The following is a 24,557-nucleotide window of genomic DNA, read 5'->3' as shown; positions in this document are numbered from 1 at the left end:
TGCGGAGAGCCGATGCTATAAATCGCAGGTAACAGCCGCGGGTCCTCATCCGCATGAACCACGCGCGAACTTTGCATCGCGCATCCGAGGGAGGAAAAATGCCAGCGAAGAAGAAATCCTCGACTAGGAAGAAGTCGACCGCGAAGAAATCGACGGCCAAGCGCGCCGGCGGCAAGAAGTCGACCGCCAAGCGCACGACGGCGAAGAAGAGCACCGCGAAGCGGTCGACCGCCAAGAAGACCACCGCGAAGAAGAGCACCGCCAGGCGAAGCGCGCCCGCCAAGCGGAAGAGCGCCCCCGCCAAGGCGACCGCGCCGAAAGCCGCCTCGAAGCCGGCGGTCCGCGCGGCGGCCCCAGCAGCCCCGGCCGCGGCCAAGCCATCGAGCTCATTCACCGGCGGGCGTCCGGTGGCGCGGCCGGCTGAGCCGCCGATGCCTTCGTTCGGTGGATTTGGCAGCGAGCCCGGCATGGGCAGCGAGTCCGAGCCCGGCGCGCCCGGCGGCCCGGAGCGGATCAAGATTGGCGAGCGTCCCCCGGAGCAGACCTGGCCCGGAGGCGGCAACCGCTAAGTCGGCAGATCACAGGGCCCCTGCCCCGTTGGGCAGGGGCTTTTTTGTTGCGGCAGGGGTTACAGCTACGTCCGCATGCGCAGAGGGAATGGGCCGAATCGCCACGCGGCGCGTAAGGGCAAGCGCGTTAGGTGTAGTAGAGGGATTTTCCATGACAGCAGTGCGGCGCCTGGCAGCGGGTGGTCTGGCAAGCCTGCTGGCGCTCGCCCTGACCCTCCCGGCCTACGCGGCCACCAAGCCATCCAAGCCAACGCGTCCGGCTACGCCCGCCCCGGCCAGGCCGACCGCCGTCCTTCCGCCCCAGATCTTCCAGCTCACCCCCGTCAAGGTCAACCCGACCGTGCTGCCGAACATCATGATCCTCGGCCAGCACCTGACCCCAGGGACCACCGTGCAGGTGGGCGGCCGGCCGGCGACCACCGTTCAGGTTCCCGACGCGAATCACCTGCTCATGAAGCTGCCCGAGAACCTGTCGCAGGGCACCTACTCGGTCGCGGTGACAAACGAAGCGGGTACCACGTTGGCGAGTGACGAGCTCGTGATCGACGATCCCTCGCAGCGCCCGAGCACGATGATGATGCTCGTCGGCGGCGGCTTGCTCCTCCTCCTGCTACTCGTCATGCGGCTCGCCCGGACACCGGGCCTCGCGTAAGGCCCGGTGACCCTCCCCCAAAGCGGGAGGGAGATCAGCGGCTCGAGATCAAGAGTTGCAGATCGGGCTCCGCCACCTGATCGAGTTCCGCCTCCGGTCCCGATCCCGCCTGCGGCACCGCGCGCAGCGCGGCCAGCGCGCCACGCATCTGCCCCAGGTTGCGCTTGGCTTCGGTAAAGGCGTTCTGGATCATGGTGCTGCCCCGCGCGATATTGTTCTCGAGCAGGCGGTCGAGCGACGCGACGTTGTCGTCGATTTGCTGCAAGTAGCCTTCGAGGTTCTCGAGGTCGATCGACTTCGCGTATTGCAGGTGCAGGCGGAAGAGCGCCAACACGTATGGAATCGTCATGCTGTAAGGCATCAGGATCACGCCTTCGCGATACGCCTCGAGATGCGCGCGGCGGCACGCATTGAAGACCGGGTCGGGAACGGCGGCAAGCGCGAAGCCAAGCGTCGCCGCGGGGTCGATGTATTGCTTGACCTCCCGGACCTTCAGGCGAAGAACCCGCTCGATTTCCTGGACGATCGTTGCCTCTTTCCCCGGTTCCTGCAAGCCATCGTTGAGCCGGTCCAGCAACTCGGGAGACGGCCATTTGCTGTCGATCGGTAGCCGCTTGCCGTTCGCGAGGATGAGCGCGTACTCGACGACCTTGCCGTTGACGCGGAAGTTCATGTCGATCATCTCGGCTGGGAACTGCCGGAACGCATCCTGAAGGATGTTCTCGCCGGCGGCACCGCGGGTGCGGCTGCCCAGCAGAACGGTCTCGATCCGGCGGGCCGAGGCCTGGACGTCTTCCTCCATGCGGCGGCGCTCCTCCGCATCGACCTTCAAACGCTCCATCGCGAGGCGCGCCTCAGACAGGTCTTTGCCGATCGCGTCTCGCACCCCGGCCGAGCTCTCGAGGACCTTGGACTCGACGCCCTGAACCGCCGTCTGCACCATGCCGAGCGACTGGGTCAGCGCACTCTGCTGATTGCTCACCGCTTCGACATTCGACCTGAGCGCTCCCAGGTCCGTCAGCGCCGCGAGCACCGCATCCGATGGACCGGTCGCGGCCGGCCGCCGGATCAGCAGGGCGACCAGGCAGAGCAGGGTGGCCACCAGCAGGACCACGAGGACCAGTTCGAGGACGTTCACTTGGACTCCTTCAGGACGTGAAAAAGACGAACGGTCGTGTCAATGGTGGTTGGGTGCACGCTTAAAGTCAAGCAGGCGGTTTTGACAGCTGTCTGTCGGAGCGCCCCCACCAGGGGGAGGGTTATCTATCGACCGGGTACCCGCGCTCGATCCAGGCGGCCGTGCCGCCGTCGACGATGCTGACCGAGGCGTACCCGAGTTGCTGCAGGTAGCCGGCGGCCGCCAGGCTCCGCTGCCCGCTGTGGCAGATGGCCAGGACCGGCCGATCGCGGGGCACCTCGCTGACGCGTTGCTCCAGCTCCCCCAGCGGGATCAGCTGAGCGCCGGGGACGTGGCCCTGCTGGTACTCCCATGGCTCTCGGACATCGAGGAGAAAGGGCGCCGGCTCGGCCGCAAGTCGCCGCCGCAACTGGGTGACGTCGATGCCGGGGACAGGAGCCATGGAGAAAATCTTAGTCGCAGGAGCGCAAGCTTCACCGGCCACCCGGCGTCGTTTTCACAGCGTGAGCAAGGGCCAGCAATACCTGCAGTTCTTCGGCTCGGACGCGCTCAAGCGGCTGCACGGCTGCGCGATCGCCGAAGCCGATCGGGGTGCCGACAGCCCCTGCGCCGGACTGGCTGAGCCGCTCCGCCGGCCGCAGATCGGGTTCGGAAACCCCCACGCGCCGATCGTCTTCCTCAGCCCCAGCCCGCTGGATGCCGCCAGCGCCAGCAACGAGGCCTTCAGCGAGTGGCTCGATCACGAAGCCGGGCTCGAACACCACATGACGTCGGACACGCCCCAGCCCTACTACCAGTACGTGCGGGCGGTGCTGCTCGGCGCGCGCCGCCGGCTCGGGCAGAAACCGGAGAAGCACGACGGGATGGACCTCGCCTTCCACACCTGGGCGGTTCGTTGCCCGACGGCAAACCCCGACCTGGTGACCGACGACGCCACCAACCAGTGCGTCGATCGCCACCTGCACAGCCTGCTGGAGAGCATCAACCCGCAGCTCGTCGTCGCCATGGGCGGCCCGGTCGCTCGCCACCTCTGGTGGCGGACGATGCAAACCTGGGACGGATGGAGTCGGATGACCACACTGCATGGCCGTGTGCTCGATGTACAGCTGGGCAATCGAACCGTGCCGGCCATCTTGAGCGTGCACCCCTTCCAGCGCGGCGTCGAGCTGCATCCGGAAGTCATCGGGCGCGTCATCGGCGACCGCTTACGGCCGGAGCAATTCGCTCCGCAGGAGTTGAAGGCCGCATGACCACGCAGACGCCCACCGATCCGCGCTTCATCGAGAAGGACGACGACAGCCATCTCCGCGAGCGCATGCAGAAGGCCGAGCAGGCCGTTCCACTTCGGCCGGGTGCGCTCTGCCCGCATTGCGGGGGCCACGCTTTCAAGCGTGCCGAGCTCAAAGCGGGGACCCCGTGCCCCGCCTGCGGCAAGCAACCGCGCGTCGCCGCCTAGAGATCGTTGCGGCCCTTTTAGTATTGACCGGTGGAAACCGGGCTCCGAGGACGCCGGGCGCTGGTGACCGCCGCCAGCCGGGGGCTCGGGTTTGCCTCGGCCCGGGCGCTGGCTGCGGAGGGTTGTCGCGTTGCCATCTCCTCGAGCGATGCGCAGCGCATCGAGGCCGCCGCGAGCGCGCTGCGCGACCAGGGTTACGACGTCGTGGCGCAGGTCGCGGATGTCCGGCAGGCTGACCAGTGCCGCGACCTCGTCGCCTGGGCGACCGCAGCGCTCGGCGGCCTCGAGGTGCTCGTCAACAACACGCGGGGGCCCATCCTCGGCAGCGTCGCGGAACTCGACGACCAGGCCTGGGCCGACGCCGTCAACCTGGTGTTGATGAGCGCCGTTCGCCTTACGCGCGCCTCCCTCCCGACGCTACGGCGCGGCGGTGGGGCGATCGTCAACCTCACGTCGATCGCGGCGCATCAGCCGGTCGACAATCTCGTGCTCTCCAACGCGCTGCGACCGGCGGTGGTCGCGATGGGAAAGACGCTCGCGAAAGAGGCTGCGCCCGAGGTGCGGGTGAATTCGATTCTTACCGGCCGCTTCGAAACCGATCGCATCAGGGAAGAAAACCGTCACCAGGCGCTCAAGCTCGGCGTCGATCTCAGCGATTTCACGGCGGCGAGCATCGGCAACATTCCCCTTGGCCGGCACGGACGACCCGAGGAGCTGGCCGCCGCGGTCGTCTTCCTGGCCGGCGACGCCGCCAGCTTCATCACCGGAACCACGCTCGCCGTCGATGGCGGGGAGTATCGCGGGCTCTTCTAACCCATCCACGACGATCCCCCGCCAGCGGACAGGGAAACTACTTCTCGGGCCAGCGACCAGGGAACGGATCGACGGTGGGTTTGGACTTCCAGTCCTCGCGAACCGGTGCGAAGACGTCCACCACCGAGACGCCGTCGGCGCCCGCTTTGGCCGAGTGGGGAACCTGGCTGGCGATCGTGTACGTCTCCCCCACCCGCAACTCGCGTGCCTGGCCGTCGACCACCATGGTCACCGAGCCACGGAGGACGAACCCGACTTGCTCGTTCTCGTGCCGGTGCTCCGGAACCAGCATGTTCGCATCGATGTCGACGAAACCGATGCTGAGCCGGTCGCCATTCACCGTTCGCGCGAGCACCCCGTCCCAGATACGCGTCGGCTTCAGTTTTGCGACGGTCTGAAAAACGCTCACGGTCATCCTCCTTTCTTACGGCCCCCGCCCTGATCCTCATTGCGCGCTGCCATTTTCGTGCCTACGTCGCTGATCTTCTTGCGCAGGTCCGCGGGCGCCAGGACCTCGACCGCATCGCCCCATCCCAAGATCCACGGGGTGATCTCGACGGTGCCCGTCACGGTGACCGCCATGTTCACCGAGCCCTTCGGCCCATCGCTGAGCGCCTGCGATGGGTGCCAGATGGATTCCTTCACCCGTGCCGCCGCCGGCGGATAGAAGCGCAAGCGCACCTCGACGGGCTCGCCGGAGTGGAAGATTCCCCAAGCGCCCGCCAGGTAATTGTTGACATCGAACTCCGCCGGGATCTGATAGGTCTCGGGCATTTGCTCGGCCCGGGTGATGCGTTCCAGCTTGAAGGTTCGCATCTCCTTCAGCCCGCGATCGCGCGCCACCACGTAGCTGCTGTGACCGATCAGGGAGGGCTCGAGGAAATAGGGCTCGATGACGCGCGGCTTGACTTCGTGATTCGCCGTCGGGTACCAGATGCGGACTGCCCTGTGCCCCGCCCAACTGAGCGCGACCGTCTGGAGAACCCGCGAGTAGATGGGATTCGACGGACGATCGGCCATCTGACGAACCGTGGCGTGAACGTACTCCGCGACGGGGGCCGGCAGCACGGCCGCCAGCTTGGTGAACGCGTCGGCCACGTCGGGATCAGCCTGGTCGCGATGTCGGTGCATCAAGCGAACACCCATCAGCAACGCCATCGCCTCGCGCAGGGTGAACTTCACGGGAGCCACGAAGTAGTTCGGGTCGATCGCGAACCGCCCGTTGTCCTCATAGACGGGCACGTTCATCGCTTCGAGCGCCTTGATGTCGCGATAGGTGGTCCGCGGATTGACGCCGGTACGGCGCGCGATCTCGCCTGTCGCCAAACCGTGGGGATTGCCCTGGAGCAGGGTCTGGATCTTCAGGATCCGTGCCCCACGATCCCCCTTCTCGAACGAGCCCACTTCGCCGTCCAGTCTAGGCGCAGTTATCGCCACGCCGGTTGCTTCGGAACAAATTCAGCCCAACCTTTATAATGGGCACGCTTTCGCGCCCGCTTATGCCATCGCGCCAGGCACAATTCGCGTGGTTACGGGGGATTTGTGGCCCTTCGCCTGCTCCATTTCGCTGACCTGCATCTCGACCGGTCCTTCGCGAGTGAGCGCCTCTACGGCGTCGGGGCACAACGACGCCGTGAGGATCTTCGCGCCGCCCTCCAACGGATCATCGAACGGGCTAAACAGGCCCAGGCCGACCTGATCACCTGCGGGGGCGATCTCTTCGAGCACGATCACGTGACCCGCGAAACGGCAAGCTTCATCGTGCAAACTCTGGGCGATGCCCGGTTGCCGGTCCTGATCGCGCCCGGCCATGCAGATCCGGCATTGCCGAGCTCACCCTACCGGTACCTGCGCTGGCCCGAGAATGTCACGGTCGCGGCACATGAGGATCTGCGACCCTACCGCTATGGGGATGTCAACATCTGGACGGCCGGCTTCATGCGCCCCGACGTGGCAGAGGCGGCTTTGCGTGATTTCCCGCGGCGCGAGGCCGGCACACATCTGCTGCTGCTTCACGCGTCAGACATGAGCCAGGTGCCAGAAGGTGTGACGCCCTATAAACCCATCCTGCCCGCCCAGGTCGAGGAGGCCGGCTTTCGTCACGCCCTCCTTGGCCATTATCACGACGGCAGAACCACTGAATCGATCACTTATCCCGGCAGCCCGGAGCCCCTCGGCTGGAGCGAATCCGGCCGTCACTGCACCGGGCTGCTGACGGTCGACGATAACGGCGACCTGCAGGTGTTGCTGGAAGATATCAACCTACGGCAGTTCGCCCAGGAGACGATTGACGTCACCGGGATGACCCGCCTCGAGCAGGTCCGCGACGCGGTGATGACGATGCGGGAGGAGAGGCGGCTCGATGGCGGCATCATTCGAGCCACGCTGGTCGGTGAACGCGACCACGCGCTGACCCTGGATCCGCAGGCACTGGCAACGGAGTGCAGCGACGGCTTCGCCTATCTCGAGTTCCGTGACCACTCCCGGATGTCGCACGACCTCGAGGCCGCCGCTCAGGAGTTCACCAGCCGGGGCGAGATGGTGCGCAAGCTGGTCGACCACAAACAGGGGTCTCGCCAGGAGGAACAGGCGGTGGGCCGCGCCTTGCAGCTCGCACTCGACGCCTTCGACGAATGACGCCATGAGTCCACCGTGCAGTTAACCCGGATCGAAATCGAGGGCTTCGGCAGCCTTCAGGGGATGGACCTGCGCTTCGGCCCCACGATGAACGTCGTCGTCGGGCCGAATGAGGCAGGAAAGTCCACCCTGCAGGAGGCGATCGTGACCGGCCTCTACGGGCTGCAGTCGGGCGATCGTGCGCGCTCTGCGCTGGTGGAGCGCGCCGACCGGTGGCGCCCCTGGCAAGGTGGCAACTTCGGGCTGGCGCTAGAGGTGGTGCTGGAGGACGGGACCCAGCTGCGCATCGAGCGCGATCTCGACGCTGAGACGGTTCGCGTCTTCGACATCAGCACGGGCGCGGAGCTGGGCGACCGCTTCGAGCGGGATGCCTCCGGCGGATTGCAGGTCGGACGCCAGCTGCTCGGCGTCAGCCGCGATATCTACACCAACACGGCGTGCATCTCGCGCAGCGAGGTGCTGCGCCTGGAAGACGCCGGCACGATCAAGGAGGCGATCGTCGCCCTGGCGGACTCGGCGCATCCCGACCGGACGGCGCAGAAAGTGCTCGATCGCCTCCGCCAGGAGCGGACCCATCGAATCGGCAAGCCGCGCGGGCGCACCGGCCCGCTGCATGATCTCGAGGCTCGCCTAACGGAGCTGGAGCGACAGCTTGCCGCCGCCCGCCAGGCACGTGCCGCCGTCGACGAGCTGGCGCAGAAGCGGGAGACCGTCTCGGCACTGACCGAGGCCGAGCTGGGGATCGTCCAAACGCTCGAGGCGGCCCTGCTCGCGTCACGCCTGCAGGATGCGCGTCACCGGTTGGAGCGGGTCGACATGCTCGAGCACGCGCTCGCCGAGGAACGGGCCCGCCAGGAGGAGCACACCCGTTTCGCGATGTTCCCCCTCGACCGCCAGGCGGAGGTGCAGGAACTGCGGAGCCACCTGCGCGCATCGAGGGAGACGCAGGCGGACTTCGAAGGTCGGGCGGCGGAGACGAGTGCGCACGTGCGCGAGCTCGAAGCGGAGCGCCAGAAGCTCGATTCCGAGGCCCAGGGCCACGAAACGCGAGCCCGCGGCATCGACGAAGCGGCGCTCGGGCACGAGCCCGCCGTCCGGGAGCTACTTTCCACACTCAACGTCGCCGATACCCAGGCGCCCGAGGTCCACCTCCGGGCCCAAACCGCGGCGGAGGAGGCTCGGCGGATCGCAGAGCGGCACCCAGGCCTGATCGGGAACAACCTCGACTGGCCCGCCCGTCAGATGGAATTCCAGCGCGTCTTCTCCGAATGGCACGAACGCCACAACGTGGCGCTCGAGGCACGGCGCCGGGCGGGCGCCGAGCTGCCGCCGCGCCTGGAGCAGCTCAAACACGACATCGCCCGCTACAAAGAAGTCCCCGACGTCATCAAGAACGGTCAGCAGGCCGAGGAGTCGATGCGACGCGAGGAAGCGATGGCGGAACGTGCCCGAAGCCGGCAGCGAACCTTCCTGGGGGCGATGCTGGGTGGGCTGCTGCTCACCGCGATGGCCATTTTGGTTGCCTTCCTCGCATTGCAAGGGGGCATGCCTCTTCCTCTCAGCGGGGCGGCCTTCTTCCTCCTTGGCATGGGTGTCCTGTCCACTGGCATCGGCATCTGGGTGCGCGGCGCCGCCGTTCGCGAGGTCGATCGCCGGCTCCGCGCCAAGGACGAGGCGCGGGTCAAGCGTCGTGAGATCCTCCAGCCTTGGGGCGTCCGCAGCTCGGCGGAACTGCAGCAGGCCCTGGTCGAGCACCTGCAGAAGGTCCGCTACGACGCCACACGTCTCGAGCTCGACCGCCAGGCCACCGAGTTGGAGGAACGCGCGCAAGCGGCGGGGCGCAGCCTACGCGAGCTGGTCGGATCGTGGGGACTTCCGCAGCCCGCGCCGACCGAGGAGGCCGTTGACGAGGTCGCCCGCGAGGTCGAGTCACTGTCCCAGGACACGCTCGCCTGGAACGCCGCCAGCGAGCGAGCGCAGGACGCATCCCGCGCCGAATCCGAGATGGATCAGCGTCGGGAGTCCCTGCGCCAGCGGCTGCACAGCCTGCTCGACCAGTTGGGGTTCGACCGACGCGAGGCGCTCGGTGCCGCCCGCGATTTCATGGCGAGTTGCGAGGCCGCACGCGCGGCGCAACAGGTCCGCACCAGGATCGAGCAACTCGACGCCCAGCTGGAGCAACTTCGGGCGCCGGGCCAGCGCTCGGTCGCCGAGCGCGCCAAGGCCGACGATTATGCTCGTCAGCTCGCCGCCATCTATGCGCCGGCCGGCATCGCCGAGACCGACATGGAGCGTGCGGCCCAGGCCTGGGACGCCGGGGTCAGCCACGCGGAGGCCTACCGCGCGTCGAGCGCGAGGCTCGCCGAGCTGGAGGGCCGACGGGGCACCGCGTCCAGCGACGAAGGGGCATCGCTCCGCCAGCTGGTCGATGACCTGGCTCGCCAGATTGACGAGGTCAGCCGGGGCGTGGACTCGGCTGCGGTGGCGGAGTTCGCCGCGCTGCCGCTGGCCGAGCTCGAACGGCAGCGCGACCAGCACCGCAGCAGCAAGGAGCGAGCCCAGGAAGAACGGGCACGGGCAGAGGAGCTCTTGAACGACCGGCTCACCCAGATCGGCGACGTCGCCTCGCTCGAAGAGGAGATCGCGACCGCCCGCGAGCAGCTCCAGGAACTCGAAGCCGAGGCCCACGCCTACGACCTCGCCATCGAAACGCTGGAAGCGGCGGCGAAGTCGGTCCGCAGGGCCGTCATCCCGAGACTCAAGTCGCAACTCCAGGGCCAGCTCTCCCCGATCACGAATGGGCGCTACCGTGATGTGCGCATCGGCGACGACCTCGCGCTGCAGGTACGAACCCAAGATCAGCGCACCTATAAAGATGTCGACAACCTCAGTCTCGGCACCCGTTCGCTGATCTACCTGCTCGAACGGCTGGCGCTGGCGCGGATCATCGGTGGCAACGCAGAGCCCCCTCCCCTCCTCCTCGACGAGGCGCTGGTGCATGCCGATCGCCGCCGCCTGAGCGCCGCGATGAACGAATTGGGCCGGCTCGACCACCAGGTCATCCTCTTCTCCAAGGACGAGGCGCTCGCCGAACGCGCTGAGAAGGGCGACGACTGGACCATCATCCGGCTCCCCGGCCCGGCCCTCGTCGCGGCGTCCGCCGAGGGGGCGCCGGCCAATGGGTCAGCCAACCCGGACCAGGTCGAAGAAGAAGTCACGACTTAACTGGGCGGGGGCGTCGTCCAGCGGCGGCCGCGCTGCGACAGACAGCTGTCAAAACGGGGGGTTAGGCTCCCGTCATGGGCAATGTCATTCCGTGGTCACAGATCCATCCGAGCATTACAAGTGAGGAGCCCTTTGTCGCGGTCGTCATCATCGATCCCCAGCGCCAGATTTGCGTTAGCGAGATGGTTGCGTTCGAGCCAGATTCGCTCACCAGCGCGGACGTCGCGGCCGCGGAGCTGATCGCGGCCGCCCAGGCGGCAGCGACGAAAGTCGCCAGCGGCTACCGGATACGCCGCAAGCAAGCTGCCCCCTCCGCGACCCTGACCCGCAAACGGGGCCGGGTAAATCCAGGCGCTCTCACGCTGCCTCTCCCGCTCGAGGGGGAAAGCGAAAATCTGGGTGGCCTGCGAGTGCTGAAAGGCGGGAAAGGCTAGACGCGCAGCCGCTCTTCGAGACCGGCCTTCACCTGGGGCCACTCACTCTCGATCACTGAGAAGACCACCGTGTCGCGATAGCTGCCGTCCAGACGGATGCGCTGGTTGCGAAGCGTTCCTTCGTAGCGGGCCCCCAGCTTCTTGATGGCCGCCTGAGAGCGCAGATTCTTGATGTCCGTCTTGAGCGCGACCCGGACGGCGCGCCAGTCGTCGAAGGCGTGGCGCATCAACAGGTACTTCGCCTCGGGGTTGACGACGCCGCCCCACACGTCCGGCGTGTACCAGGTCCAGCCGATCTCGACACTGCGATCGGCGTCCTGCACGTCCAGGTAGCGGGTGCTGCCGATGACCCGGTTATCCTCGAGGCGGACGACAACAAAGGGAAACTCGCGGCCCTGCGACTCGGCCTCCATCGCCTTCTCGAGCCAGCGATCCATTTGTTCGACGGTCACCGGCCGGGCCGGCATCCAGCTCCAGATCGCATCATCGCGTCCGGCCTCGAGGAGGGCTCGCGCGTGCCAAGGACGCATCGGCTCGAGCCGGATATGCACCCCGGTCAGCGTGAGCGGTCCCAGCGGCGCCAAGTGTCTTAGAAGGGCTGCGTGACCATGAGGAAGACGACGACGACCAGCAGCAACCAGGCGACGAGCTGGATCGTCATCGCCGCCCCGGCAAGGGAGCTCGATCCCTCCGCCTTCGCGCCGCGCGCGCGCCGCAAGTTGGGAGCCAGGAAGGCGCCGTCGAGCCCGGCCGCGGCCACATAAAGAAGGAAGCCGAGGAGGAGCCAGCCGGTGAAGAGCTTGAAATGCCCAACCCACAGCAGCAGGCCGGTGATGAGCACCAGCGCCGATCCCGTGTAGACGAGAGCCAGTTGCACCCGCCAGCCGAATTGGTAGAGCGCGTGCTGCGCGACGTCGGCGGCCCGGGCCGCCATTGGACGCAATAACGCGTGCGTGCTCACGCCGCCCAGCAGGAAGATCGCGCCGAGCACGTGAAGCGTTTTCAGCACCGGCACGTGAGCAGCATACGTTACGGCTCGGACGGTCGCCGTTGTACAGTTGCTCCGTGCCAGACGAGCCTCGCGGGCAGGCCGAGGTCCTCATCCCGCACGGATGGCTCACTCCCAACCTCAGCCTCGACGCGGTGCGCTCGCTGCAGCGAGGCGATACAACGTCCGATTTGGAGAAGGGCGACCTTCGCCTCGCAGGCGTCGAGGTGCTGGTCGCGCGTAACTGGGTGAAGGAAGAATTCTGGCCGCGCATCCAGGATGCGGTGCACAAAGGCTACGCCGCCGAGAAGACCTACACCTTCATGCGTGCGCATGCGGATCGCCGGCGAAGCCGGCGGCCCAAGAAGTCGACCTAGCTCTAGCTCGCTTCGCGCCGCGCGGCCACCGGAATCCGGATCGGGCGCAGACTCTCAGCATCGGGGTCGGCAAAGGCGCACACTCGGTTGCGGCCCAATGCCTTCGCTTGATAGACGGCGCGGTCGGCTGCCCCAAGCAAGTCCGATGCCGTCCGACCGTGGCCGGGGAAGAGCGCGACGCCGACGCTGACACTGGCCGCCAGGTTTGAGCCATCCGCGATCTGGAGCTCGATCGACTCGACCCCTCGGCGGATCCGCTCAGCCACGGTCATGGCTTCAGCCAGGGCGGTCTCCGGCATCAGGATGGCGAACTCGTCGCCGCCGAAACGGGCGGGCACATCGTACTCGCGCAGTGCGGCCCGAATGGCGTCTGCCACTCGCCGGATCATCTGGTCCCCCACCAGGTGCCCATGCCGATTGTTGATGTCGCGGAGTAGGTCGAAGTCAGCCAGGACGACGCTGAGGGGGCGGCCGAAGCGTCGGGCGCGCTCGACCTCCGCCTGGGCCAGCTGGCTCCAGTGCTTCATGTTGGCCAACGCGGTCTTCGGATCCGTGCGCGCCTCCTCTCTCAGGCTGGGAACCAGCAGCGACCGGTAGATCAAGAAGAGCGGGCCGAGGCAGAGGGGCGCCAGCCATGGATTCGTGAGCCACAGCAGCGAACCGAGTGCGCCGACCGACATCAACGCCAAGTCGGTGCCGAGGTTCTCCCAATCCAGGGTGCCGGCCCTAGAGATTGGAATACCGCGCGCCCACGTGATGACCAGGGCGGTGAGCAGGTGGTTGAACCCAACAAAAGCCAGGCCGGCCACCACCGCGAACAAGACAGCACGTCCGTTGCCATGACCCGGTTGGCGTAGGCCGAAGATGGCGCCGGCCGCCATCGAGCAGAGGAGAAAGTTCGCCACATTGAATGCCTGGATGTACCAGCGGGTGCGGACGCGCAGCCACTCCACAGCATGAGCCGCGAGGATGATCACGACCACGTAACCGGGGTGCAAAAGGGTCGCCGCCGCAAAGAAAAAGACGGTCGTCGTGTAATACGACTGGTGGTTCGGACTCTTGACCTTGAACTGCTGGGCAATCGTGGCACACAGCAGGAGCAGCAGCGCAATGGGTGCCAGCGCGAGCCGTGGCGGGGCCAGCAGGACTCCGGCGGTACCGGCGACCAGCGCCGCGAGCAGCACGCCGACCACATACAATCGAGCGACGCGCGGCAGATCGTTCATCGACCCATCAGGCAGCCCGCGCCGCCGCCCCGCGCTCGGGCGCTTGGCGCCGTTCCAACAAGGCCGATAGCGCAGGGCGCGCCAGCAATAACGGGCCAGCCGTGACGAGCACCGTCCAGGGTCCGCTCTGCAGGGTGAGCAGCAACATCGGCCCGGCGATCCAGGTGATAATCAGATCAGCCGCCAGTAACTCGGACTGGAAGAGTCCCGAGGCAAGCGGCGACAGGCCGCGGGCCAACCACAGCACGCCGGCCAACAACACCCGGTTGAGGAGGACAAAGGCACAGCCTGCCGAAATGGCGGCAGTAACGTGGCCGAACGCATCATCCGGGAGCAGCTGCGCTGCCTTCTGGTAGGCGGCAGCCGCTGCGGCTGCGCTGAGGTAATAGTCGCATACGTTGAACCACTGGATGGAGAGCCGCCGGCGAAGCCGGGCCTGCTCGGCCAAGTGGATCAAGACGATGAACGCCACCAACTGCGGGGCGCTCAGCGTGGCGGCCGCGATGATGATGAACGGCAGCGTCACCTGGTAGGCCTGGTGACGGAACCCCTGAATCGGATACGCATGTGCCAGCATGCCGAGGCCGGTGACGACGGCGAAGACGACGAGGTTACCAGGGGTTTCGCTAGGCCAGCGGATCACTGCGACCGCGATGGCGAGGATGCTGGTGCCGGTGATGTACGCGACGGCCGCGGTTGAGAGTCGTCCCCTTTTCATCGCTAGCTACCCCAGCTGACGGCGTCCCAGGAGACGCTATCCCAGGAGACGCTGTCCCAGGACACGCTGTCCCAGGAGACCGTGTCCCACGAGACCAGCGGCATTGTCGTCAGGTTTTTGGCCGCCATATAGAGCACTTTGAGGTAGTTGTTGGGGTCGAGGCCGTGGTTGGCATTGCCGAGCAGACCGAGGTAGGCCGTGGCACGCGCGGCGTCCGGATAGCCCGCGCCGGTGCCGGTGAGCGCGAGAGGGTTGCTGGTCGCGAGCAGCACGCCCTTGAGCTGGCCCGGGCGCACGGTCGGATTGCTCTCGAGGTAGAGCGCCGCCACCCCGCTGACCATCGGGGCCGCCACCGAGGTGCCGCTCAGCTGGATGTACTGCGTGCCAACCATGAAGCTTGGGTAGTTCAGCGCGAAACTGCTGGTCGGTGCCAGCGTGGTAATGATCCGCCGGCCGGGCGCGACGACGTCCGGCTTGGTGAAGCCGTCCTGGGTCACGCCATAGCTCGAAAAGCTTGCCAGCGCGTCGTCGGCCGTCGCGGTAGTGCCCTGGTCGTCGGTCGCCCCAACCGTGATCACATACGGATCATTCGCCGGCGCATAGAGCGCACTGTTGGGCCCGCTGTTGCCAGCGGCCACGACCACGACGAGGCCTTTCAGCCACGCATATTCAACGGCGGCGTCGATCGGGCTGGAGCGGTAGCTTTCCTGCACCGACGCCTGCAGGGAGAGGTTGAGCACGCGGATGTTGTAGGCCTTCCTGTTGATGACCGCCCAGAGAATGGCGTTCATGATGGCGGAGGTCGGTGCGCCGCCGGTGCCGTCGTTGACGCGGAGGTTGATGAGGTTCGCCTGCGGCGCTACGCCGATGTACTGTCCCAGGCTCGCCGTGCCATCCCCGGCTATGATCCCCGCAACCGCGGTGCCGTGGCCGTAGGGGTCATCCGTGCCCGTGACGTTTGGATTGAAGTCCTGGCTCGCGATGATGCGATTCCCCAGGTCAGGGTGTGACGCGATGCCACTGTCGATCACGGCGACCCCGATTCCCTGTCCGGTGAGCGGCGCCACCGGATTGCTCCAGTTCGTCACCGCGTCCACGACCGCCGGATAGGCCGTCGCCAGCGCTGTTGGGTTAAAGGGGGTATCGCTGAGTCTGACCGGGGCGTCATAGATTAGACGTGCAACGTTCGCATCCAGGCGGAAGTGGTCGATCAGCGCGGGCGTCAGATCGACGGCGAAGCCGTGGGCGATCGGCACGGGCATGGTGTGTTTCAGACCGGTCCGTCGGAGGTCTGCCCACAGGACGTTGAGATCGCCCCGGGCGACGACTATGACATGGATCGACTGTCCCGTCTGCATCGCCTTGAGCACGTGGCGATCGAGGTGGGCCTGGTTTTGGGCCGCCCAGGTGGGAGCGGCCGGCAGTGCCACCAGGACCAGGCCAGCACCTGCCAGCAGGGCCACAAGCGCACGATGGAGACTTGAGAGGGGGTGACTGGAGGGTGACTGCTGGCGCATGATTCGGTGACGCCAACGTAACAGCGCCGCCTTACGGCCCCTCTATCGGTTCGAACTGCTCACCTGCTAGCCTCTAGGGCCGTGGACTGGGCGACGGCCGAACGGCAGGTAATCAATGGCTTTTTCCGTTTTTCACCGACCCACGCCCGTTACATGGGTGATCACGGCTTCGACGGGGTGGTCGGCGACCCTTCCAAAAGCGCGATTGGCGCTCGGGTGGCCGAAATCGATCGGCAGCTCTCCACCATTGGCGAGGTGCAGGGACTCGACCCGGGCCAGGCCATCGATCGCCGGGCGCTCGTCGCTCAGCTGCAAGCGGCGCGTTTCGAGCTCACCGAATTACGTCTTCCATTTCGTGAGCCGATGTTCTACGCGGGGCCGAGCGAGCTGGACGTCAGCTTCTACCTGAAGCGGCCCTACGCGCCGCTGGGCGATCGGCTGGCCGCCCTTCGGCGCCACCTGCTCGGGTATGCGGGCTTTTTGGAAGCAGCACGCGACAACCTTGAGGCGGTGCTTCCCCGGCCCAACCTCGAGATCGCGATCGAGGCGGCCGACGGCCGGGTCGAGTACCTTGACGGCGAGGTTCGCGCCGCCGCCCGGGGCGACAGTGAAACGCTCACGGCCATCGACATCGCCAGCCGCCAAACGAGAGATTTTGCGGAGTTCCTGAAGGCGAGGCTCACGACAGCGGACGATGCCAATGCCCTCGGCGAGCGCCACTTCCTGCGCCTGCTGGGCCTGCGCGAATTCGTGCAGCTCGACGTCCCCGCGCTCGAGCGGATGGTGCGCGCCGACATCGATCGAAATCGGGCCGCGGCCGAAGCCGCCGCCGAACAGATCGCACCGGGCGAGGGCGTACAGGCCGCCGTGACCCGGATAGAAGACCACCATCCGACGGCGGCGTCGATCATCGATGACGTGACCGGGATGCTCGGCCGCCTTCGCACCTTTCTCGTGGAGCGCGACGTGGTGTCCCTTCCGAGTAATGGCCGCTGCCTAGTGCAACCGACGCCGTCGTATGCCGCCTACATCAGCGCCGCCATGGACAGCGCCGGACCGCTCGAAACGGTGGCCACCGACAGCCATTACTGGGTGACCGTCCCGGGCGCCGATTGGGATGAAGCCAAGAGCGAGGAATGGTTGCGCTACATGAATTACGCGACGCTGGAAGGCACGTCGATCCACGAGGCGTATCCCGGCCATTACGTCCAGGGGCTGTACGAGCGGCATGCCGCGTCGCCGACGCGACAACTCTTCTGGACCTACACGACGGGCGAGGGCTTTGCGCACTACGCCGAGGAGATGATGCTGGAGATCGGCTATTCCCGTGATCCTAAGCAGCTGCTCGCGCATCGCCTCGAGGCGCTGCTTCGCGATTGCCGATTCCTGGTCGCCCTCGGCCTTCATTGCCAGGGGATGACGATGCCGGACGCGATTCGCCTGTTCCAGTCCGTCGGCTTCATGACCGAGCTGCCCGCCACCCGCGAGGCAACACGCGGCGCCTGGGACCCGATGTACCTGAATTACACGCTGGGTAAGCTTCTGATCCTCGAGCTCAGGGGCGACCTGCAGCGCCGCCCCGGGTATACGCTGAAGACGTTCCACGATGGTTTTCTCGGCTGTGGATCCATGCCAATCCCGTTGATCCGCGAGCTGATCAGCTAAGCGGCTGCCCTGGCGCAGGCGAAGAACAAGCGTCGTCATGAATCCCATCACCTCTATCGGCAGCCTGAGCGGGGATCTGCTGATTGGCGTGATCGCCGGCCTGGTCTTCATCGAGGAGACCGGCATCCCCATCCCGTTTGCTCCAGGCGATCTGCTGTTGATCATTGCCGGGATCGCCATCGCCAGCGATACCGTAGAGCCGATCCCTATCGTGGCCGCCCTCTTGCTGGCGACCATCCTCGGCGCGATGATCGGTCGGGAAGTCTTCGCCGCCGTCGGGCGGCCGGCCCTGCAGAAAGCCGCGGACGCGCTCGGATTCGGGCCCGCCCTGGACCGAACCACCGACCTGCTGCAACGTCGCGGGGCGCCGGCGGTCTTCATCGGCCGGCTGATTCCGGGGCTTCGGATCACCACCACCCAGGTGGCCGGCGTCAGCAAGATGCCGCGTCTGACGTTTGCCGTCGGTCTCGTCCCGTCGGTCGTCGTCTACATCGCGATCTTTGTCGGGCTCGGTGCGCTGGCGGGGCAGCCGGCCGTCCGGCTGTTCCACCGCGCCGAGCATCGATTCTTCGTCATCGCCGTGACCGTCCTGGCGGCGCTCGCGATCATCCTCTCGGTGCGCTGGCTGGCACGACGAGGGGCCCTTTCCGCCCTGGACCCGATCGTGCTGGGCGTGCGACGCGAGCTGGCGGACACGATCGACGCGGCGATTTTCCACGCCAGCGAGGATCGCGGGTGGCGCGAGTACCCGCTCGTTCGCCGGGTGTGGGCCGGCCTGATCGACCTGGCCATCGTGTTCATTGGCGCAATCCTGATCCTGTCGGCGTTATCCGGACTGGACAAAGCCGAGATCGTCCTCGATCCCGAAGGCCTGCTGCTCCTGGCCGTCATCGCGCTGGCGTATCGCGTCCCGATCGAGGCGCGCACGGGGCAGACGATCGGCAAGACCCTGATGGGCATCTCGGTTTACGGACCCAATGGCGTACCCGGCTGGTGGCGGGCAGCCCTGCGCAACCTGGTTGGGGTCTTGCTTCCCCTCTGGCCGGTCGACGCGGCGCTGGTCCTGCGCACCCGCCGGCGCCAGCGGCTCGGCGATCTCCTCAGCGGCACCACCGTTCGTCGAGTGGCTCGCTGACCGCCGTCCTGCTGGCCGTTGCGGCCAGCGTGAGCTGGGGCATCGGCGACTTCCTTGGCGGCGTCAACACCCGGCGCCTGGGCGTGTTCGCGGTGCTGTTCGTCTCCCAGCCACCGACCCTCCTGTTGATCGCCGTCGTGGTCATCCTTCGCGGGGTGCCCCTTCGGCCGGGCCCCTGGATCGTCGCGGGCGTCGTGGCGGGACTCGCCGGGCTGGTCGGGTTGTCGGCGATCTACCGCGGGATGGCCATCGGGGTGATCAGCGTCGTCTCGACCATCGCGGCGATGGGGCCGGTGGTGCCCATCGTGACTGGCCTGGTGCTGGGCGAGCGACCGACGGCGCTGCAATTCTTCGGTATCGCCCTAGCGCTCGGCGGGATCGCGCTGCTGGCCTTCGATCGCCGTCCCGCGGAGTCGGGACGGCGGCTGCTTCCGGGCGTTGGCCTGGCGCTGCTCGCCGCGCTGGCCTTCGGCCTCTTCCTGGTGGCGATCCGCTATGCGAGCCGGCCGGATCCGCTCTGGGGCGTGCTCGCGACCCGATCCGGGAGCGTGCTCGCACTGCTCGTGCTCGGCGTGGTCTTCCGCTCGCGCATCAAGGTGGGGCTCCCCGACCTGCCGGCCCTGTTTGCCGTCGGCATCCTCGACGTTGGTGCCGATGTCCTGTTCGCGTTTGCGACGACCCTTGGACTGCTGAGCGTCGTGTCCATTCTCTCGTCGCTCTATCCGGTCGCCACCCTCATCCTGGCTCGGATCGTCCTCAACGAGCGCATGGCCCGACCGCAGCGAGCCGGCATCGGGCTGGCGTTGGCGGGGGTGGTGTTGATCAGCATCTGATATCGATCACGCTATCCACGGTAGCCTGCGAGCAGCTCGAGCACGAGGTCGACTTCGCTCGCCGTGTTGTAGTGGACAACCCCGATCCGCAGCGTTCCGCCCTGGGCGGCGAGGCCCAGCCGCGTGATCAGCTCAGTTGCATAGTGGTCGCCATGCGTGACAAAGACCTGGTGGTTCGCCAGCCAGCGGGCCACCGCCTCCGGTCGATGTGGCGGCCAGGTCAGAGACACCGTTGGCACCCGATGATCAAACTCCGCCGGTGCGGTGAGGCCGTAGAGCGTGATCCCGGGAATCTGCTGGAGGCCATCGATCAGCCGGGCCACGAGCGCCCGCTCGTGGCGGCGAATGCGACCCATGGCGGCTTCCAGCGCGGGGCGGAGCACTTGGTCAGCACCACCGAGCTCAGCCAGGTACTCGAACGCGCCAAGCAGGCCGGCGAGGCACTCGTGGTTCTGGGTACCGGTCTCCCAGCGGGATGGCCCCTCGTCGCTCGCCGGCCGGACCTTGTACGGACGGAGTCGCTGTAGCAGCTCGCGGCGCCCATAGAGAATCCCCTGGTGCGGACCGAAGAACTTGTAGCTCGAGCACACCAGGAAGTCGCAATCGATGGCACGGACATCAATCGGACCGTGGGGCCCATAGTGAACCGCGTCAACCCAGAGCCAGGCACCGGCGGCGTGGGCCGCCCGCGACACGGCGGCAAGGTTGGGGATGGTCCCCACCGCATTCGACGCGTGCGTCACGGCGACCAGCCGCGTGCGCGGCGTCAGCTGGCGATGAAGATCGCTGAGGTCCAGGGTACACTCGGGGACCCGGATGTCGACAACGCGCACCGTCACGCCGCGCTCCTGGAGCGCCAGCCAGGGCGAGACGTTGGCGTCGTGGTCGAGCCGGGTGACGACGATCTCGTCGCCCGGCTTTAGCTCGCGCCCGATTGCACGACTCAGGGCGAAGGTCAGCGTCGTCATGTTGGGGCCGAAGACGATCTCATCGGCTGAAGCGGCATTGAGGAACGTCGCCGCCGCCTGCCGCACCTGCGCGATCAGCGCATCCGAGCGCTGGCTGGTCACAGAGGTCCCGCCCTGATTCGCATTCATCGTCCGCCAGTAATCGGCCGTGCGGTCGATCACCCGCTGCGGCACCTGGGTGCCGCCGGGATTGTCGAGGTAGACGACCACCTCTCCATCAACCTTGAGGGATAGCGCGGGGAACTGCCGGCGAATGGACTGGAGGTCGAGGTCGATCGTGGTCGGGCCGGCCATCAGCCGCGCTTCGCCGTTGCTTTTACGATGGCGCGGGCGGTGAGAAGCGCCACGATCGCGACCAACTGACCCATCAGGATGACCCGATTCAGGTCGAGGGCCGGCTGCCAGCTGACCTCACCGCCCTTGATCACGAAGGCGCCGACCGGCCGGGAGGAAACGCCGAAGCCAGCGCCGCCGGCCTGCTGGCCTTCGTCACCGCCACCGCCCGCGCCGCCGGAGATCCTGGCCGCGGGAATGATCGTGATCCCGTCCTTTTCATAGGGCGTGCCGAACACCTCGGAGACTCGCATCGCACCTCTGGCTTCATTGACGACATCCATGACACGCATCGCAGTCCTCCTGGGGGGTGGCCGTGAGGCCGAAATCGATGGGCGACTCCAGCCCAGCCTAGCGTTTAGCGCCACGCGTATGTCCGAGGCAGTTAGCGAGGCGTGCTTTCCATGCGACCGAAGGCGAGCCGGGCAAGGCTGACGATGACGACGAACGCCACCACCCCGGCGGCAGGGGCGAGCACGAGAGGGCGCGCGAAATCCGTCCCGCCCAGCAGGGCGTGCAGCGCAAACACTCCAAACATCAGATAGGAGAGCCGGTGTAGCCAACGCCAGGCCAGCGGATCGATATGCTTCCGCAGGTAGCTGGTCACCGCGACGACGAGCAGAAGGTCGAACCCGATCGTGCCCAGGCCGATGGGCAGGGCGGCGTACGACACACGAAACGGGATCACCAGGTCGATCACGCTGATGCGAGCCACCGCATCAAGCGTCATCGCCAGCACGTGCAGGCCGACTAGCGGCACCCAGCAGACGGTGAGGAATCGGTGCAGGTTCGAGAGGTCACGATTGCGCATGGCTCCCTCGAACATGGCGCTGCGCAATGCCTGGCCGGTGATCAGCGCGGCGGCGAGCACGAAGAAGGCGGTGAGCGCCGCTGCGCGCGACGTCAACCAGAGGAGCTGGTCACCGGTCACGCCGCAGCCGGTAGCGCGCTCGGCCCGGCACCGTCCCCTGCCCCCTCCGCCGGCACCGCCGCGTAGTGCACGCCGCGAGCCTCGAGAAAGGCGATGCCCTGCGCAGTACCCAGGAGAACGGCACTCTTCGCATAGACCTCGCCACGCAAGGCGGTGTCCGTCACCACCGAGACTTCCGCCAGGTCCGTTTTGGCCGGTATTCCGGTCCGCGGGTCGATCAGGTGATGCATCGAGTGTCCCCAGCGACGCTTGCTCGTCCCGCTGGTGCAGACGCCGCCGTCGCGAATGGCGACGAGCGATCCGTCGCAGAGGCCGATGTGCCAGCCATCGCCTTCGGGACCGGCGCCCCGCATGCGGAGATCGCCGCCCAGGTTGCAGACGGCGTTATCACCGAGCTCATCAATGAGGATGTCGGCCAGCGCGCCTTTGGCTATGCCGCCCAGGTCGAGCGCCGCGCCGGGGGCGAGCGCCGCCGAGCGCGTGGCCTGATCCAGGATGAGCACCTCCGGAAGTGGCGGCAGCTGCGTCGGGTAAAGGACAGGCGGCTCCATCAGGCCCTGCCGGAAAGGCCGGTCGTATCCGGCAGCGGCGAGCGCCGGAAGGACCGCAGCGTTGACGAGTCCCTCGCTTTCCTCGAATGCCCAGAGGGCGGCTTGCAGCATGGCAAACATTTCCTGGCTCACCGGGACATAGCGGCCGTCGCTGGCATTCAGCCCGGCCAGCTCGCTGTCACGGAGGAACCGCGTGAAGCGGGCCTCCGCATCGCGGATCCGTTGCTCGCAACGTTCGAGGGCTGCCTGCCCGCTGTCGACACTCAACAGCTCGCAGGTGGAGCCGAGCGCGTCGAAATGGCGGGTCGTGAGTTCAGGAGACATGGCTTTCACTGTGGACGGTGGCATCGCTGGGCAGCACGGTGACCGATGGGTGCAGCGGCGCCTCAGCAGGTTTGGGCGAGGTGGCGACCACGCCGCCGGAGAGCAGGGCCAGCAACAGCGTGCCCAGCACCGACGCCCACCTCAGCGTCGCGTTCGAGGACATATTCCTCTCCCTGCCAGATACAACGCGTTGCCTCATGGTTTCCGGCGACCTCGACCTTACGGTAGAGGGGCGCGAGTGGCCGGAAGCTGAAGGCCTCCTGAGAAGCGTCTGAGAACGCTAGGCGAGATCGAGCGTGATGTTGTGATAGCCGTCGGCACCGTTGGGCAGCGTTCCCGCCGACTTCGACGTTTGTAATGTTCCCTCACCGTCGCGGGCCCGCACTTTTACGTTGTAATGTCCCGCGGCGATGCTGGTGCTGAGTTGCCAGAAGCGCCAGGCATACGGAGAGAACTCGGCCTGTAGCTCGCAAGGCTGCCAGGTGCGTCCGCCGTCCCAGCTCAGCTCGACGGCATTGACCCGGCGGTCGCCGGCAAAGGCGACACCGGCGAACTGGACCGACCCTGCCGGCAGGGCCGCACCATCCGCGGGACGGTCGATGCGAGACATCGTCTTGACGATCGCTCGCTCGTCCCAGCCGTTGTTCTCCCAGTAACCGGGTTGGTCGCTGGCGGCGAAACGGATGCGCGTCACCCACTTGGGCTGCTTCATCCCGTAGCGGCCGGGAAAGATGAAGCGCGCCGGGAAGCCGTGCATCGAGGTCAAGGGGGCGCCGTTGAGATGGGTGGCGAGCAGATGATCGGACGTCAGGTCACGCAGCTGAAAGCTCTCCGTATAGCCATCCGCACTTTCCGTCAGCATCCAGGTCGCGTTCGCCTGTGACGAGGCAAGCGCCAGCACGTCGCTCACGCGGGGCCCCTTCCAGATGCCGTTGCTGATCAGCGTGCCGCCGACCTCGTTACTGATGCACTCCAGCGTCAGCTCGAGCTCGTGCGACGGCAGCGCGAGCAACTCGTCATAGGTCAGCGCTCGGCCTGGCAGGTCGAGGCGCCAGCTGGAGGCATTGACCACCGGGTCGCCCGCGAGATTCTTGGAGACGACGTAGAAATCACTCACGGCGGTCACCTCGCTGGGTGCACGGCTGCCCTCCTTCATCGCCAGCGCCGTGGCGAAGCGGCGGACGTTCGCGTAGCCGATGCCCAGCACGGCGATGCCGACCGCACCATAAAAGAGGTTGCGGAGCAAGACTCGGCGATCTTCGTCCAGCGGGCCAGGCGGGGTTAGCCCGAGGAGAGCGCGATCGACCAAGGGGACCATTCCGGCCAGCAGCACCACTTCGACCACCGAGCCGATTGGTGAATCGCTCGGTGAGACGGCCACGATCGCAACAATCGCGCAGATCAATGCCGCCAGGCCTGCGAGGATCAGGACGTAGCCGCGCGAAAAGAACCGCGCGATCACCGCGGCCGCCGCGCCGTAGGCGGCGATGATCACGACCGTGGCGCCCACGAGCAAGAGGGGCCGCGCGAGAACGCCGAGCGTCTTGAGCAAGTTCTCGAAGGTCGACAGGGGCAGCAGCTTGAGCAGGATATAGCCGGCTTGCTCCGGAAGCAGGGGCACACCGAACAAGGCGTGCGCCAGGTAGTCGGTCCCGAGCGCCAGCGTGCCGGCGATGAGGCCGACGAACAGCGGGCGACGCGCGCCAGCGCCCGCTAGCGAGCCGTGCCGCTCCAAGCGACTACGGCCTGGCGGGCCTGCGGATCCCGTTATAGGCCAGCGCCAATCCGACGATGGCGACGATGATGCCGATGATGAGCCACATCCGCTGGCCAGTCATGAAACTGCCGGGCAGCACGCCCGAACCCTGCAGAATCCAGACACCGCCAGCCAAGATGGCAATCAGGCCGAGAATCAGACTACCGATACGCATACAAATACAGTACGCGACCGCGTTGCACTTTTCCTCTCCTGAATTCAGTTAGCACGGGCACTAACCGCGCCATGGTGCCGTCCAGCCGCTCGCGGCGCACTCGCGCGTAAGAACGTGCGCTCGTGTGCTCGCACGA

At 66.8% G+C, this 24,557-nt stretch carries 28 protein-coding genes; 11 read left to right on the top strand and 17 right to left on the bottom strand.

Annotated elements, in window-relative coordinates; all coding sequences use genetic code 11:
* A partial coding sequence (locus VHK65_13220; GenBank protein HVS07106.1) for a hypothetical protein occupies positions 1 to 517 on the bottom strand: 517 nt, incomplete at its 3' end.
* 203 nt (positions 518 to 720) lie between these two features.
* On the opposite strand from VHK65_13220, the gene VHK65_13215 reads away from it, so the two are divergent.
* A complete protein-coding gene (locus tag VHK65_13215) occupies positions 721 to 1,221 on the top strand; it encodes an IPT/TIG domain-containing protein (GenBank protein HVS07105.1) in 501 nt (166 codons plus the stop codon).
* 34 nt (positions 1,222 to 1,255) lie between these two features.
* Here the strand turns inward: VHK65_13215 and rmuC are convergent, their stop codons facing one another.
* A complete protein-coding gene (gene rmuC / locus VHK65_13210) occupies positions 1,256 to 2,359 on the bottom strand; it encodes a DNA recombination protein RmuC (GenBank protein ID HVS07104.1) in 1,104 nt (367 codons plus the stop codon).
* A 121-nt stretch (positions 2,360 to 2,480) separates the two neighbouring features.
* The gene (locus VHK65_13205) at positions 2,481 to 2,801 is read right to left on the bottom strand and encodes a rhodanese-like domain-containing protein (protein HVS07103.1); all 321 of its coding nucleotides are present in this window, start codon (positions 2,799 to 2,801) and stop codon (positions 2,481 to 2,483) included.
* Between the two features lie 61 nt (positions 2,802 to 2,862).
* Here VHK65_13205 and VHK65_13200 point away from each other — a divergent pair, with 61 nt between their 5' ends.
* The 3 genes from VHK65_13200 to VHK65_13190 are packed head-to-tail and all read left to right on the top strand — an operon-like array spanning position 2,863 to position 4,628.
* The gene (locus VHK65_13200; GenBank protein ID HVS07102.1) at positions 2,863 to 3,609 is read left to right on the top strand and encodes a uracil-DNA glycosylase family protein; all 747 of its coding nucleotides are present in this window, start codon (positions 2,863 to 2,865) and stop codon (positions 3,607 to 3,609) included.
* Complete coding sequence (locus tag VHK65_13195) at positions 3,606 to 3,815, top strand: hypothetical protein (protein HVS07101.1); 210 nt, start codon at positions 3,606 to 3,608, stop codon at positions 3,813 to 3,815. The genes VHK65_13200 and VHK65_13195 overlap by 4 nt, the downstream gene beginning before the upstream one ends.
* Before the next feature lie 30 nt (positions 3,816 to 3,845).
* Positions 3,846 to 4,628 (top strand): SDR family oxidoreductase, encoded by a 783-nt coding sequence (locus tag VHK65_13190; protein HVS07100.1) that lies wholly within the window; start codon positions 3,846 to 3,848, stop codon positions 4,626 to 4,628.
* A gap of 37 nt (positions 4,629 to 4,665) precedes the next feature.
* Here the strand turns inward: VHK65_13190 and VHK65_13185 are convergent, their stop codons facing one another.
* Positions 4,666 to 5,037 (bottom strand): cupin domain-containing protein, encoded by a 372-nt coding sequence (locus tag VHK65_13185; GenBank protein ID HVS07099.1) that lies wholly within the window; start codon positions 5,035 to 5,037, stop codon positions 4,666 to 4,668.
* 2 nt (positions 5,038 to 5,039) lie between these two features.
* Positions 5,040 to 6,032: a WYL domain-containing protein gene (locus tag VHK65_13180; GenBank protein HVS07098.1), complete on the bottom strand. Its 993-nt coding sequence runs from the start codon at positions 6,030 to 6,032 to the stop codon at positions 5,040 to 5,042.
* Positions 6,033 to 6,170: 138 nt separating this feature from the next.
* Between VHK65_13180 and VHK65_13175 the strand changes: the two genes are divergently transcribed.
* The 3 genes from VHK65_13175 to VHK65_13165 all read left to right on the top strand — a co-directional run bounded on the left by VHK65_13175 (position 6,171) and on the right by VHK65_13165 (position 10,924).
* Complete coding sequence (locus VHK65_13175; GenBank protein ID HVS07097.1) at positions 6,171 to 7,265, top strand: metallophosphoesterase; 1,095 nt, start codon at positions 6,171 to 6,173, stop codon at positions 7,263 to 7,265.
* A 15-nt stretch (positions 7,266 to 7,280) separates the two neighbouring features.
* Positions 7,281 to 10,490 carry an AAA family ATPase gene (locus VHK65_13170; GenBank protein ID HVS07096.1) on the top strand — a complete coding sequence of 1,070 codons (3,210 nt, stop codon included), beginning with the start codon at positions 7,281 to 7,283 and terminating at the stop codon, positions 10,488 to 10,490.
* Positions 10,491 to 10,564: 74 nt separating this feature from the next.
* Complete coding sequence (locus tag VHK65_13165) at positions 10,565 to 10,924, top strand: hypothetical protein (protein ID HVS07095.1); 360 nt, start codon at positions 10,565 to 10,567, stop codon at positions 10,922 to 10,924.
* Here VHK65_13165 and VHK65_13160 read toward each other — a convergent pair.
* Positions 10,921 to 11,508, bottom strand: a complete 588-nt coding sequence (locus VHK65_13160) for a GNAT family protein (protein HVS07094.1) — start codon at positions 11,506 to 11,508, stop codon at positions 10,921 to 10,923. The genes VHK65_13165 and VHK65_13160 overlap by 4 nt on opposite strands.
* A 5-nt stretch (positions 11,509 to 11,513) precedes the next feature.
* Positions 11,514 to 11,939 carry a DUF2269 family protein gene (locus VHK65_13155; protein HVS07093.1) on the bottom strand — a complete coding sequence of 142 codons (426 nt, stop codon included), beginning with the start codon at positions 11,937 to 11,939 and terminating at the stop codon, positions 11,514 to 11,516.
* A gap of 50 nt (positions 11,940 to 11,989) precedes the next feature.
* On the opposite strand from VHK65_13155, the gene VHK65_13150 reads away from it, so the two are divergent.
* On the top strand, positions 11,990 to 12,289 hold the full coding sequence (locus VHK65_13150) for a hypothetical protein (GenBank protein ID HVS07092.1): 300 nt from the start codon (positions 11,990 to 11,992) through the stop codon (positions 12,287 to 12,289).
* Positions 12,290 to 12,291: 2 nt separating this feature from the next.
* Here VHK65_13150 and VHK65_13145 read toward each other — a convergent pair whose 3' ends face one another.
* From VHK65_13145 to VHK65_13135, 3 genes are read right to left on the bottom strand one after another with little or no spacing between them, the layout of a single operon-like run.
* Positions 12,292 to 13,515: a GGDEF domain-containing protein gene (locus VHK65_13145; GenBank protein HVS07091.1), complete on the bottom strand. Its 1,224-nt coding sequence runs from the start codon at positions 13,513 to 13,515 to the stop codon at positions 12,292 to 12,294.
* 7 nt (positions 13,516 to 13,522) lie between these two features.
* Complete coding sequence (locus VHK65_13140) at positions 13,523 to 14,233, bottom strand: hypothetical protein (protein HVS07090.1); 711 nt, start codon at positions 14,231 to 14,233, stop codon at positions 13,523 to 13,525.
* Positions 14,234 to 14,235: 2 nt separating this feature from the next.
* On the bottom strand, positions 14,236 to 15,750 hold the full coding sequence (locus VHK65_13135; GenBank protein ID HVS07089.1) for a S8 family peptidase: 1,515 nt from the start codon (positions 15,748 to 15,750) through the stop codon (positions 14,236 to 14,238).
* A gap of 81 nt (positions 15,751 to 15,831) precedes the next feature.
* Between VHK65_13135 and VHK65_13130 the strand changes: the two genes are divergently transcribed.
* Genes VHK65_13130 through VHK65_13120 form a run of 3 tightly spaced genes read left to right on the top strand, consistent with a single transcriptional unit; the run spans position 15,832 to position 19,383 of the window.
* Positions 15,832 to 17,415, top strand: a complete 1,584-nt coding sequence (locus VHK65_13130) for a DUF885 domain-containing protein (GenBank protein ID HVS07088.1) — start codon at positions 15,832 to 15,834, stop codon at positions 17,413 to 17,415.
* 37 nt (positions 17,416 to 17,452) lie between these two features.
* A complete protein-coding gene (locus VHK65_13125) occupies positions 17,453 to 18,550 on the top strand; it encodes an RDD family protein (GenBank protein HVS07087.1) in 1,098 nt (365 codons plus the stop codon).
* Complete coding sequence (locus VHK65_13120; GenBank protein HVS07086.1) at positions 18,454 to 19,383, top strand: DMT family transporter; 930 nt, start codon at positions 18,454 to 18,456, stop codon at positions 19,381 to 19,383. Before VHK65_13125 ends, VHK65_13120 begins: the two co-directional genes overlap by 97 nt.
* Positions 19,384 to 19,394: 11 nt before the next feature.
* Here VHK65_13120 and VHK65_13115 read toward each other — a convergent pair whose 3' ends face one another.
* From VHK65_13115 to VHK65_13085, 7 genes are all read right to left on the bottom strand, one after another.
* The gene (locus VHK65_13115; GenBank protein ID HVS07085.1) at positions 19,395 to 20,645 is read right to left on the bottom strand and encodes a cysteine desulfurase-like protein; all 1,251 of its coding nucleotides are present in this window, start codon (positions 20,643 to 20,645) and stop codon (positions 19,395 to 19,397) included.
* The gene (locus tag VHK65_13110) at positions 20,645 to 20,977 is read right to left on the bottom strand and encodes a spore germination protein GerW family protein (protein HVS07084.1); all 333 of its coding nucleotides are present in this window, start codon (positions 20,975 to 20,977) and stop codon (positions 20,645 to 20,647) included. Before VHK65_13110 ends, VHK65_13115 begins: the two co-directional genes overlap by 1 nt.
* A 92-nt stretch (positions 20,978 to 21,069) precedes the next feature.
* A complete protein-coding gene (locus VHK65_13105) occupies positions 21,070 to 21,615 on the bottom strand; it encodes a hypothetical protein (GenBank protein ID HVS07083.1) in 546 nt (181 codons plus the stop codon).
* On the bottom strand, positions 21,612 to 22,490 hold the full coding sequence (locus tag VHK65_13100) for an FAD:protein FMN transferase (protein ID HVS07082.1): 879 nt from the start codon (positions 22,488 to 22,490) through the stop codon (positions 21,612 to 21,614). The genes VHK65_13105 and VHK65_13100 overlap by 4 nt, the downstream gene beginning before the upstream one ends.
* Positions 22,480 to 22,653 (bottom strand): hypothetical protein, encoded by a 174-nt coding sequence (locus VHK65_13095; protein HVS07081.1) that lies wholly within the window; start codon positions 22,651 to 22,653, stop codon positions 22,480 to 22,482. Before VHK65_13095 ends, VHK65_13100 begins: the two co-directional genes overlap by 11 nt.
* Before the next feature lie 117 nt (positions 22,654 to 22,770).
* Positions 22,771 to 24,225 (bottom strand): molybdopterin-dependent oxidoreductase, encoded by a 1,455-nt coding sequence (locus VHK65_13090; GenBank protein ID HVS07080.1) that lies wholly within the window; start codon positions 24,223 to 24,225, stop codon positions 22,771 to 22,773.
* A 4-nt stretch (positions 24,226 to 24,229) separates the two neighbouring features.
* Positions 24,230 to 24,421, bottom strand: a complete 192-nt coding sequence (locus VHK65_13085) for a hypothetical protein (protein ID HVS07079.1) — start codon at positions 24,419 to 24,421, stop codon at positions 24,230 to 24,232.
* Between the last annotated feature and the right edge of the window lie 136 nt (positions 24,422 to 24,557).

The organism is Candidatus Dormiibacterota bacterium (genome assembly GCA_035544955.1).
Taxonomy (GTDB): domain Bacteria; phylum Chloroflexota; class Dormibacteria; order CF-121; family CF-121; genus CF-13.
The sequence above is the reverse complement of the archived record's forward strand: the minus strand, read 5'-3'. Positions and strand labels throughout refer to the sequence as shown.

What these genes read in the sequence shown, in the direction of transcription:
- VHK65_13215 (HVS07105.1), top strand. Translation starts at nt 721, where the DNA reads ATGACAGCAGTGCGGCGCCTGGCAGCGGGTGGTCTGGCAAGCCTGCTG.
- VHK65_13205 (HVS07103.1), bottom strand. Translation starts at nt 2,801, where the DNA reads ATGGCTCCTGTCCCCGGCATCGACGTCACCCAGTTGCGGCGGCGACTT.
- VHK65_13195 (HVS07101.1), top strand. Translation starts at nt 3,606, where the DNA reads ATGACCACGCAGACGCCCACCGATCCGCGCTTCATCGAGAAGGACGAC.
- VHK65_13165 (HVS07095.1), top strand. Translation starts at nt 10,565, where the DNA reads ATGGGCAATGTCATTCCGTGGTCACAGATCCATCCGAGCATTACAAGT.
- VHK65_13145 (HVS07091.1), bottom strand. Translation starts at nt 13,515, where the DNA reads ATGAACGATCTGCCGCGCGTCGCTCGATTGTATGTGGTCGGCGTGCTG.
- VHK65_13140 (HVS07090.1), bottom strand. Translation starts at nt 14,233, where the DNA reads ATGAAAAGGGGACGACTCTCAACCGCGGCCGTCGCGTACATCACCGGC.
- VHK65_13135 (HVS07089.1), bottom strand. Translation starts at nt 15,750, where the DNA reads ATGCGCCAGCAGTCACCCTCCAGTCACCCCCTCTCAAGTCTCCATCGT.
- VHK65_13125 (HVS07087.1), top strand. Translation starts at nt 17,453, where the DNA reads ATGAATCCCATCACCTCTATCGGCAGCCTGAGCGGGGATCTGCTGATT.
- VHK65_13115 (HVS07085.1), bottom strand. Translation starts at nt 20,645, where the DNA reads ATGGCCGGCCCGACCACGATCGACCTCGACCTCCAGTCCATTCGCCGG.
- VHK65_13110 (HVS07084.1), bottom strand. Translation starts at nt 20,977, where the DNA reads ATGCGTGTCATGGATGTCGTCAATGAAGCCAGAGGTGCGATGCGAGTC.
- VHK65_13100 (HVS07082.1), bottom strand. Translation starts at nt 22,490, where the DNA reads ATGTCTCCTGAACTCACGACCCGCCATTTCGACGCGCTCGGCTCCACC.
- VHK65_13095 (HVS07081.1), bottom strand. Translation starts at nt 22,653, where the DNA reads ATGTCCTCGAACGCGACGCTGAGGTGGGCGTCGGTGCTGGGCACGCTG.
- VHK65_13085 (HVS07079.1), bottom strand. Translation starts at nt 24,421, where the DNA reads ATGCGTATCGGTAGTCTGATTCTCGGCCTGATTGCCATCTTGGCTGGC.